The organism is uncultured Caulobacter sp. (assembly GCF_937900395.1).
In the GTDB taxonomy this organism is placed as follows: Bacteria; Pseudomonadota; Alphaproteobacteria; order Caulobacterales; family Caulobacteraceae; genus Caulobacter.
The window spans coordinates 1-9069 of the sequence record NZ_CALCDX010000156.1; the positions used below are offsets into that span (position 1 = coordinate 1).

A 9069-nucleotide genomic window follows, 5' to 3' on the forward strand; every position below is an offset into this window, starting at 1 on the left:
GGCTGGAAGGGCTTGGTGATCAGGAAGGTCGGTTCCGGACGCTCGCCGGTCAGCAAGCGCTCCGGGAAGGCTGTGATGAAGATCACCGGCACGTCGAGGCGACCCAGAATGTCCTTGACCGCGTCGATGCCCGACGAACCGTCCGCCAGCTGGATATCGGCTAGCACCAGGCCCGGCGTGCGCCGCGCGACCGCGTCGACGGCCTCGCCACGGGTGGCGGCGATGTCGGTGACGTCGTGCCCGAGTTCACGGACCAGGGCTTCGATGTCGGCGGCGATGACCGGTTCATCCTCGATAATGAGAACCTCGGTCGCCAGTTCGGCGTCGATCTCGGCCTGGGCGTCGGCGATCAGCCGTTCGATTTCGCCGAAATCGCAGTCCAGGATCTGGGCGGCCTCGGTCGGGGTGAAGCCTTCTAGAGCGGTCAGCAGGAACGCCTGACGCGAGCGCGGGGCGATGCGCATGAGTCGCTGAGACGCGTCGTCGGCGGACGAGATGCTCTCATCACGACGGGCCTCGAGCTGAGCGCCGGAGCTCAGCCAGATGGCGTGGAACACGCGATAGAGCGCCACGCGCGGCGACAGGTCGGCGTCCAGCGAACGCTCGCCGGCCGCAAGAGCCTCCAGCGCGACGCGGACATAGTGATCTCCGGTGGTCTGATCGCCGGTCAGGGCGCGAGCGTAACGGCGGATGTAAGGCAGATGCGGCGCCAGCCGAGCAAGAAGACTCATGACCCCTCCCGATGCGGTGTCTCTAAAACCGTAGAACGCACGGCAAAGCTGCGCCGTTCCGTCGAAGGCCGATAACGCCTCCTCAACTGACCGGTTCCGTCAGTCGAGGATTTTTGACATCTTATGCCCAAGCTTATGGAACCCGGTACGGAAAAGCACGTTGTCATCCGGCGGAAAGACATTCGGCCAAAGGGGGCGGACGCCGATGCACTTCGGTGTCGAGGACATGATCGAACACGTACCCATGGAAGACAAACGCAAGAGCGCTGCGGCGCTTGACGAGGCGCGCTTGCGCCAACAGGCCATCGGCGTGAAGCTGCGCCAGATGTTCGACGAGGTCGTCAACGAGCCAGTGCCGGACGAATTCCTCGATATTCTGCGCAAGGCAGAGCCGCCGACGGGAGGCCAATGACCATGGCCGAAGAGAAGGTGGGGCGTTCGGCGCCCGATCCCGCGCGTGACGCTCTGTTCAAGCGCGAGCTGGTGACCCTTATCCCGCATCTGCGCGCCTTCGCGCGGACGCTGACGGGGGATCCGACCGCCGCCGACGATCTGGCGCAGGACGCCATGATGAAGGCTTGGGACGCGCGCGCCAGCTTCCAGCTGGGCACGAACATGAAGGCGTGGACCTTCATGATCCTGCGCAACCAGTTCTATTCCGAGAAGCGCCGCAGCTGGCGCCAGAGCCAGTTGGATCAGGAGGCCGCCGAGCGAACCCTCGTGGCCGTGGACGATCCGGAAGCGCCGGTCGCCCTGGACGAGCTCCGCCTGGGCCTGGCCATGCTGCCCGCCGAGCAGCGTGAAGCGCTTATCCTGGTCGGCGCGGGCGGCTTCGCCTACGAGGAAGCCGCCGACATCTGCGGCTGCGCGGTTGGCACGGTGAAGAGCCGGGTTAGCCGGGCCCGCCGCGCCTTGCAGGCGATCCTTGAAGCGGGCGCCTACGACCGCGATGGCGCGGCCGCCGGTGATGCGATGCACGCCATCCTGGCCGACGCGGAGCGGTTGAGCTCTCTGCGGTGAAAGCGCTCGCCGGCCGCGCCACGCAGGCCGTCACATCGATCCGCGTCCGTCTCGCCATAGCTCTGTGCGTGGCGCTGCTGCCCGTGCTGCTCTTAGGCGGTCTGCAGTCCGTCTTCGCGTTCCGCGCGGAGGCGGACTCGCGTCGCCAGAGCTTGGAGCTGGCGGCGGGCCGCAGTGCGGCCGTCGCGCGGGCGCGGATCATGTCGGCGGGCGTGCTGCTACAGACCTTGGGTCCGGGCACGGTCGGGTTGGAGTGCGCCCAGCGCCTGGCCGATATGCGCGCGAGACTGCCCGGCTATGCGAATCTGATCCGCTTCGACGCGCGCGGCCGCGTGGCCTGCGCCGCCGCCACGACGCCTTACGACCCCCAGCGCGGGGCGCGCGCTTGGTTCCAGTCCCTTCGCGGAGGCGCCAGCCTGGTGGTCGCCGCCGATCCTGGCGCGACTTACGCCAATGAACCGGCGGTCCTCGCCGCTGTCCGCTCGGGCTCGCCGGAGCGTTTCGAGGGCGCGATGGCCGCTGTGCTGACGCTGGACGATCTGAAGGTGGAGACGGCCAACCGCTTTCTGCCTGGCGGCGCCGAGGTGGCTCTGGCGGACTCTCGCGGGCGGGTGTTCGCCGCCACCAGTCCCGCCGCCTTCAGCGCCCCGCCCAGCGGCTGGCGCGCCGTCGCCAAGCAGCGCGGCGCGGCGCTTTGGAACGCCCGCGACGCCCAGCGCCGCGATCGGACGTTCTCGGCGGCGCCTCTGGTCGATGATAATGTCTTCGTCATTCTCTCGGCGCCGGCTCCTCGACTGCTGTCCTGGGCCTGGATCAATCCGATCTCGCGCTTGCTTCTGCCTTTGCTGGCTTTCGTTCTGGGTCTGGCTGCGGTGTGGTTCACCGCCGAGCGGGGCGTGATCCGCTGGATTGTCTATTTGCAGCGCGTCGCGGCGATCTATGCGCGCGGCCGCTTTACCGTCAGGCCCTTGCAGGCCGAGCGCGCGCCGCCCGAAATCCGGGAGCTGGCCGCCACCCTCGACGCCATGGCCGGCGCCATCGTCGCCCGCGACGCTTCGTTGATGGACAGCCTCGCTGAGAAGGACGCGCTGATGCGCGAGATCCATCACCGCGTGAAGAACAACCTTCAAATCATCACCTCGCTGCTCAACATGCAGCAGCGCGCCCTGGCCGATCCGGCGGCGAAGGCGGCGATGAACGACACGCGCCAACGGATCACGGCCTTGGCCCAGATCTATCGCGCCCTCTATCAGGGGCCTGACCTGAAGCGGGTGGACCTGCGCCCCTTCCTGGAAGAGCTGACCGCCCAGCTTCTGGCGAACGACATGGGGACGTCCAACTTGGTGCGGACCGAGGTCCACGCCGATCCTCTGGTGATCGACCCCGACCGTCTGGCGCCGATCGCCTTGTTCGCCGTCGAGGCGATCACCAACGCACAGAAGCACGCGTTCGGCGCGACGGGAGGCACGCTCCGGGTCAGCTTCTATGTGCGGGGCGAGGAGGCCGAGCTTTCGATCAGCGACGACGGTCCTGGGGCGGCGGACAGCCTCGGCGGCGGTGTGGGCCGGACCCTGATGACCGCCTTCGCCCGTCAGCTGCGCGGCAAGGTCTCCTTCGAGACACAAGATCCTAGGGGCCTTACGGTTCGGCTGATTTTCCCCACGCCGCTCGCCGTTGGATCAGCGGCCTGAATCTAGGGATCTCCACCGGAACCGAGCTTCGCCGCTGACGTTCTCTCCGGGCGATTACGTCACAGCCTTCCCATGATGCCCTGGGAGGCCAACAGCGGAGAAGAGCATGCGTAAACTGGTGATCCTGGCCGCCCTCGCCGCCAGCCTGTCGGTCGCGGCCTGCAATACGGTCGAAGGCGCCGGCAAGGACGTTTCGTCGGCCGGTCGCGCCGTCAGCGACACGGCCAAGGACGTCAAGAACAACTGACGTCAGACGTCTTTCGAGACAGAGGCCCGCCGGTGACGGCGGGCCTTTTTCTTTCGGCGCCGGTCCAAGTGTTACGGCGCCGCAAACGAGAAGCGCTCGCGAGAGATATAGCTGAAAAAGAGCGGGTGAACTGTGGCCTCTCCGAGAGAGGGACCGAGTGATTGTCGAGCGGCGCTGTCTTTGTTCATAGCGGCTGGCGGTGTTCCAGCACGTACATCTGGCATCGCTTTCGCGCCGCGCCGAATGTTCGAGCCTACTATGAGCCTTGGCATGAGCAGCTGGCCCGTGTGACGGCCGGGACGATCCGCGCCGAGACACCCGACAACAGCGGCCTGAGGCATCCGGGCGGCAGCGAGCCCTATCTCAAGGAGTTCGAGGTCGTCCTGGATCCCGCAGGCGGCGTCCAGCGTTTTGACGCCAGCTTCGCCTTGGACCGTTTCTGGATCGAGCCCGAGGCCAGCGATCTGGCGCAGCAGGCCTATGTGGAGGGCCTGATCGACGCGGCGCGGAAGCGGGGCGAGACGCCGGTGCTGGCCTGTTGTCGTACGCTCGGACGGGCGGGTTGGCTCAAGAAGCGATTTGGCGGCTTCCATATCGTCCTTGTGCGCGACCCAGTGCAGCAATGGCTATCGTTCTATTCGTTGCGTCGCCGCCCGAGACCTACCTATTTCGAGCTGTGCCACTACGTCCTGCTGCTGGAAATGGCCGCCTGGCGTGACGCCTCCAGGCAGATTCTAGGCCGCGAGTTCGGCGTTTCCGGACCGCTGTCCCAGCGTCTGGCGACGGTGCGCCGAGCGTTCAAGCGCCGTCCGGCCAGCCTGTCCTTCCAGGCCTTCCTGGCGGTCTGGCTGGCGTCCCATCTGAAGGCGCTTCCGCACGCCGATCTGGTGATCGACGTGGATCGGTTGGCGCGGGATCAGGCCTATGCGCGAGAGATCGAAGCCGCGATCGCCGCGGGCAGCGGATTGAAACCTGATTTCTCGGACTGCCGCGCGCCGGCGCCGCACGGGGAGGCTCCGCCCATCGAATGGCGCAAGGCCGCTCGCGCCGTGGTGGACGCCATGGGCCTGCATGAGGCCATCGTCGGGGCCGACGCGCACCCGATCCTGTACCGTAAGCTCGCCCCCGCGCTCGCGGCTCTGCCGCCCGCGCGAGCCGGCGTGCTGGCCCGGATCGGCGAGATGCTGGCCGGCGTCGCGGGCGGCGCCGCTCTCGCGCGCCTGCAGACAAGGTTCCGAAGAGCCTGAAGGCGTTACGCGGCCGCGGCCGTTCCAATCGTCGGGTCGCGCAGATAGAGGCCCGCGCCGCCAGGCGCGGCGACCAGGATGTCGTCGAGATCCGTGACGTCGTCCTCGGGATCCAGCACCAGCACCCCGTCCGCCGCGAGCCGACCGGCAAGGCTGCGAACGACCTTGGGACGCAGCGCCGGGACCATGTTGCGCAAGACATTGCGCAGCAGGATCACATCGAACAGGCCCAGAGCCGAGAGGTCGGACAGCAGGTTGATCCGCCGCCAGCGCACCATCTGTCGGATGCGGGGCGAGATCGTCCAGGTGTCGTCCTGGTTCTCGAAATACTTGACCAGCATGCGGATCGGCAGGCCGCGCTGGACTTCGAACTGGGTGTAGAGACCGCTCTGGGCTTTCTCCAGACACCGTTCGGAAAGGTCCGAGCCGAAGAATTCGAACCGCGCGCCCGGCGCTAAGCCCGTCGCCTCGGCGGCGGCCATGGCGACCGAATAGACCTCCTGGCCGGTGGCGCAGGCCGCGCTCCAGATCCGCAGCGGCGTATCCCGGCGGTGAGAAAGTGACGGCAGCACACCGTCGCGAAGCGCCGTGAAGGCTTCCCGTCCGCGGAAGAAGGTCGTCTCGGTCCGGCAAAGCGACTCGACGACCGCCCAGATCAACCGCTCCTCCCGCTTGGCGCGTAGCTCGTCGATCAGGGCTTCGATGCTCTCGAAGCCCTCGCGTCGCGCCAGCGGGGTGAGGCGGCTCTCGATGAGGTAAGGCTTTTCAACCTCGACCCGCACGCCGGCTCGGGCGCGCCCCAGCGCGGCCAGAAGCTCGATATGCTCGGGGGTCACAGCAGACCCGCCTGGGCGAACTTCGCCTGGATGATGTCGCCGTCGAACGGCTTCATGATGTACTCGTCCGCGCCGGCGTCCAGCGCCTCGCGGATGCGGTCGATGCTGTTCTCCACAGTGCAGAAGATGACCTTGGGCGCGTCGCCGCCTCGCTCCTTGCGCAGCTGGCGCAGGAACTCGAGGCCGTTCATCACCGGCATGTTCCAGTCGAGAAGCACGGCGTCAGGCATGGCCGCGCGACACCACGCCAGAGCTTCCATGCCGTCGGAAGCCTCGGCGATGTCGAAGCCGATGTCCTCGAGGACTCGGCGGGCGACCTTGCGGATCACCCGGCTGTCGTCGACCACCAGGCAGGTCTTCACGGCGTGCTCCAATCCAGACGACCAAAATGCAGGCTTCTGGTTAAGGAGCGGTTTGCCGATTTTTCGAGCGCTATGAAGGCGCTAGGCGGGCACCCAGGCCGCGATCGAGGCGCGATCCTCGCCAACCTCGCACGCGATCTGTCCGCCAGCCGCGCGCACCAGGGCGTTCAGATAGGCCGCCTGGACCCACGGACCGCCCAGGCCCTCGGCCAGGGGCTCGCCTTTCAGGCCGGCCAGGACCTCGGGCCGCAGGCGCGCGCGCGGGCCGACGGCCTCGGCGATGATCGAGAAGCGCCCATCGGCGCTCACGCCCTTCAAGGTGGCGACGCCGCCTGCCGGCAAGGCGCTGGCGGCGATCTGGGCGATGTTGAGCACCGCTCGGGCGGACGGCTTGTTCATGGCCTGAGGCTCGATCGCCCAGTTCAGGCTCGGGCGCACATGGGCGAAGACGCCCTGCGCCAGCTTTTCCAGCTCGCGACTGTCGAAATTCTCGGCCGAGGCCGAGGCGCCGAAGGCCACGCGGGTGAACTGCAGCAGATCCGCCAGCTTTCTCGCCGACGAGGCGATCAGGTTCATGGCGTCGTCGCGCATGTCCTGGGCGGCGGGGTCTTCCAGCAGATCCAGGCCCGAGACGATGGCGCTGGCCGGACTGATGAAGTCATGGCACAGGCGCGCGGCCAGCATGGCGGCGAAGTCGGGGCCCTGCACGTCCGTTTGCGCAGGCGCCGGGGTCGCAGGAACGGTCTCGGGGACGATATCGGTCATGGCGGCGGAGTCTGCCGTGATTTGAGGCTTTGGCAAACTAGCCCAAGGCTCTAGAGGAGGGCCGTTATGGATCCGTTTTTAGAGCCGGGCGTCCTGGTGCGCCATCCCGACCAGCCCGACTGGGGACTGGGACAGGTTCAGTCCGTGATCGGACATCGGGTCACCGTCAATTTCGAAGAGGCGGGCAAGCAGACGATCGACGGCCGGCGTGTCCGACTAGAGTTCGTCGGCGACGACCCCCGGGGGCAGGCATGAGCGAGACGACCCAGACCCTGGCTGATTGGGGCCGCGCCCTCGCCCGGATCACCGAGGAGGCGGCGACGATCATCCTGCCATTCTGGCGGACGGAGCTGGCCGTGGCCCAGAAGGCGGACGAGAGCCCGGTCACCGAGGCCGATCGGGCGGGCGAACGCCTGATCCTGCAGCGTCTGGCCGAAGCGTTTCCGGGCGTCACGGTGATCTCCGAGGAGCACGCCAGCGAGTTCGGGACGCCCGACGCCGTTGGATCGCGCTTCTTCCTGGTCGACCCGGTCGACGGCACCAAGGCCTTCGTGCGCGGCGACCCGAACTTCACCGTCAATATCGGCCTGATTGAGGACGGCCTGCCGGTCGCCGGCGCCGTCTGCGCCCCGGCCACGGGCGAGGTCTGGTACACGACGGCCGACGGCGCGATGAAGCGCATGGGGCCCGATGCGCCTGAGGCTCCGGCGCGTGTGCGCCCCTGGCCGACCGGCCAAGCCTTGGGCCTGATCAGCCACACCATGCGCGAGGAGAAGGCCGCCGAGCTGGCGGCCGAGTACGGCTTCGATCTCCGCACGGCCATGGATTCGTCGATCAAGATGTGCCGCATCGCCGAGGGCTCGGCCGACATCTATCCGCGCCACGGCCCAACCTCAGAATGGGACACCGCCGCCGCCCACGCGGTGCTGGTCGCCGCCGGTGGAACCTTCACCCAGCCCGACGGCTCGCCGTTCACCTATGGCAAGGCGGACCAGGCGTTCCGTAATGGCTGGTTCGTGGCGCGCGGCGGCGCGGCTTGAACCAAATCATCGGCCGTGCTGCTGTCCGGCGACGTTCTTTGCTCTGATCGGATGACCGCATGGCTCGCCGTCTCGCCCTGATCACCGGTGCCTCCGCCGGCATCGGCGCCGCCTCCGCCCGCATCTACGCCAGCCATGGCTATGACGTGGTCCTGACCGCGCGGCGCGTCGATCGGCTCGAAGCGTTGGCCGCGGAGATCAAGCTCCGTTCGGGCGTCGAGGCCTACGCCGTCGCCGCCGACCTCGCCGAGCCGGCGGGCGTCGACACGGTGCTGGCCGCCATCGCCGAGCAGGGCCGGGTGGTCGACGCCCTGGTCAACAACGCCGGCTACGGCCTGCCAGGGACCTATGCGACGACGAGCTGGGCCGACCAGGCGACCTTCCTGCAGGTGATGCTGACCTCGGTCTGCGAGATGACCCACAAGGTGCTGCCTGGCATGGTCGAGCGCCGGTTCGGCCGCATCACCAATGTCGCGTCGCTGGCCGGCCTGGCGCCCGGCGCGGCGGGACACACGCTATACGCCGCGACGAAGGGCTTCCTCGTGAAGTTCTCCCAAAGCCTGCACCTGGAGAACCTGTCGACCGGCGTGCATGTCAGCGCCCTCTGCCCCGGCTTCACCTATTCGGAATTCCACGATGTCAACGGCACTCGCGCCCAGGTCAGCCAAGGCGTGCCGGAGTGGATGTGGCTGGGCGCTGACGAGGTCGCGGCGGCGGGCTACGAAGCCGCCGAGGCCAACCGTCCGATCTGCGTGCCAGGCTCGCCCAACAAGGCGATCGCCGCCGTGGCCAAGGTCCTGCCGGACGACTGGGCGCTGGCGTTGATGGCCAACCAGGGCGGCCGGTTCCGCAAGGTCTGACGCCCCGCGACGTCTGGGCCTTTTGGAAAACCGGCCTGGACCTGCTATATGTCCGCCTCGACCCCGAAGAGCCGGACACCCCCTTGAGCGTCACCCTCGACCTGTTGCGCGTCTCGTCCGACGCCGCGCCCGCAACCCCCGTCACCAAGCCGCAGGTCAATCTGTCGGGCCTCACGCGCCCGCAGCTGATCGCCGCGCTGGTCGAGAGCGGCGTGGTCGAGCACGGCAAGGCCAAGATGCGGGCGACCCAGATCTTCCGTTGGATGCACC

The 9069-nt window shown here is 67.8% G+C and carries 12 protein-coding genes and 1 pseudogene; 9 read left to right on the plus strand and 4 right to left on the minus strand.

All coding sequences use genetic code 11. The features are described 5' to 3' along the window. On the minus strand, window positions 1-731 hold a 731-nt coding region (locus Q0379_RS13395), incomplete at its 3' end, for a response regulator (protein ID WP_299009510.1). A gap of 226 nt (window positions 732-957) precedes the next feature. On the opposite strand from Q0379_RS13395, the gene Q0379_RS13400 reads away from it, so the two are divergent. The 5 genes from Q0379_RS13400 (at window position 958) to Q0379_RS13420 (ending at window position 4936) form a co-directional block, all read left to right on the plus strand. Continuing rightward, window positions 958-1143 carry a NepR family anti-sigma factor gene (locus Q0379_RS13400; RefSeq protein WP_167535166.1) on the plus strand — a complete coding sequence of 62 codons (186 nt, stop codon included), beginning with the start codon at window positions 958-960 and terminating at the stop codon, window positions 1141-1143. Window positions 1144-1145: 2 nt separating this feature from the next. Then, window positions 1146-1751, plus strand: a complete 606-nt coding sequence (locus Q0379_RS13405; RefSeq protein WP_099537139.1) for a sigma-70 family RNA polymerase sigma factor — start codon at window positions 1146-1148, stop codon at window positions 1749-1751. Continuing rightward, complete coding sequence (locus Q0379_RS13410) at window positions 1748-3442, plus strand: histidine kinase dimerization/phosphoacceptor domain -containing protein (protein WP_299009518.1); 1695 nt, start codon at window positions 1748-1750, stop codon at window positions 3440-3442. Before Q0379_RS13405 ends, Q0379_RS13410 begins: the two co-directional genes overlap by 4 nt. A 106-nt stretch (window positions 3443-3548) precedes the next feature. Continuing rightward, the gene (locus Q0379_RS13415) at window positions 3549-3689 is read left to right on the plus strand and encodes an entericidin A/B family lipoprotein (RefSeq protein WP_099537138.1); all 141 of its coding nucleotides are present in this window, start codon (window positions 3549-3551) and stop codon (window positions 3687-3689) included. A 287-nt stretch (window positions 3690-3976) separates the two neighbouring features. Beyond that, a complete protein-coding gene (locus Q0379_RS13420; protein WP_299009524.1) occupies window positions 3977-4936 on the plus strand; it encodes a hypothetical protein in 960 nt (319 codons plus the stop codon). 5 nt (window positions 4937-4941) lie between these two features. On the opposite strand, the gene Q0379_RS13425 is transcribed toward Q0379_RS13420, so the two are convergent. The 3 genes from Q0379_RS13425 to chpT all read right to left on the minus strand — a co-directional run bounded on the left by Q0379_RS13425 (window position 4942) and on the right by chpT (window position 6899). After that, window positions 4942-5772: a protein-glutamate O-methyltransferase CheR gene (locus Q0379_RS13425; protein ID WP_299009527.1), complete on the minus strand. Its 831-nt coding sequence runs from the start codon at window positions 5770-5772 to the stop codon at window positions 4942-4944. Continuing rightward, window positions 5769-6146 (minus strand): response regulator, encoded by a 378-nt coding sequence (locus Q0379_RS13430; RefSeq protein ID WP_299009530.1) that lies wholly within the window; start codon window positions 6144-6146, stop codon window positions 5769-5771. Before Q0379_RS13430 ends, Q0379_RS13425 begins: the two co-directional genes overlap by 4 nt. A gap of 69 nt (window positions 6147-6215) precedes the next feature. Then, complete coding sequence (chpT, locus tag Q0379_RS13435; protein ID WP_299009533.1) at window positions 6216-6899, minus strand: histidine phosphotransferase ChpT; 684 nt, start codon at window positions 6897-6899, stop codon at window positions 6216-6218. A gap of 66 nt (window positions 6900-6965) precedes the next feature. Here chpT and Q0379_RS13440 point away from each other — a divergent pair, with 66 nt between their 5' ends. From Q0379_RS13440 to Q0379_RS13455, 4 genes and pseudogenes are all read left to right on the plus strand, one after another. Then, entirely contained in the window at window positions 6966-7154 is a 189-nt protein-coding gene (locus Q0379_RS13440; RefSeq protein ID WP_013081082.1) for a DUF3553 domain-containing protein, read from the plus strand. Next, window positions 7151-7939 carry a 3'(2'),5'-bisphosphate nucleotidase CysQ gene (cysQ, locus tag Q0379_RS13445; RefSeq protein ID WP_299009540.1) on the plus strand — a complete coding sequence of 263 codons (789 nt, stop codon included), beginning with the start codon at window positions 7151-7153 and terminating at the stop codon, window positions 7937-7939. The genes Q0379_RS13440 and cysQ overlap by 4 nt, the downstream gene beginning before the upstream one ends. Before the next feature lie 59 nt (window positions 7940-7998). Beyond that, window positions 7999-8799 (plus strand): SDR family oxidoreductase, encoded by an 801-nt coding sequence (locus tag Q0379_RS13450; protein ID WP_299009542.1) that lies wholly within the window; start codon window positions 7999-8001, stop codon window positions 8797-8799. 83 nt (window positions 8800-8882) lie between these two features. Further along, window positions 8883-9069 (plus strand): annotated as a pseudogene (locus Q0379_RS13455) (23S rRNA (adenine(2503)-C(2))-methyltransferase RlmN); the annotation flags it as partial.